This window comes from Chromohalobacter sp. HP20-39 (assembly GCF_033052815.1).
In the GTDB taxonomy this organism is placed as follows: Bacteria; Pseudomonadota; Gammaproteobacteria; order Pseudomonadales; family Halomonadaceae; genus Chromohalobacter.
The window spans coordinates 1-462 of record NZ_JAWHTP010000141.1 but is presented as its reverse complement, the minus strand read 5'-3'; the positions used below and the strand labels follow the sequence as shown (position 1 = coordinate 462).

General features: G+C 64.5%; 1 protein-coding gene. It reads right to left on the bottom strand.

Going from position 1 to position 462, the window contains the following annotated elements:
- On the bottom strand, positions 1-462 hold a 462-nt coding region (locus RVY79_RS17345), incomplete at both ends, for an alpha-amylase family glycosyl hydrolase (protein WP_317465724.1).

The following is a 462-nucleotide window of genomic DNA, read 5'->3' as shown; positions in this document are numbered from 1 at the left end:
CCGCGTCGCCCAACAGCGTGGCGGTGTTCTGTTCGTTTTCAAGCACAAGGTGAACGTGTCGGCCGGGCTCTACCGCCAAGCGCACGCGCGCTGCCAGTTCGCCCAGCCAGTCGCGCTCCGTGATGGCGTGCACGGCGTCGAGCCGCAGGCCATCGAAGCGATACTCCATCAGCCACATCAGCGCGTTCTGGATAAAGAACTCGCGCACCTCCGGCACACGAAAGTCGATGGCGGCGCCCCAAGGCGTATGCACATCGTCGCGAAAGAAGCGGCGCGCGTAATGGTGCAGGTAGTTGCCGTCCGGCCCGAAGTGGTTGTAGACCACGTCCAGGAAGACCATGATGCCGAGCCCGTGCGCGGTGTCGATCAGCGCCTTGAGGTCGTCTGGGCTGCCATAGCTGGCTTCGGGCGAGAAGGGCAGCACGCCGTCGTAGCCCCAGTTACGTGCGCCTGGAAACTCCG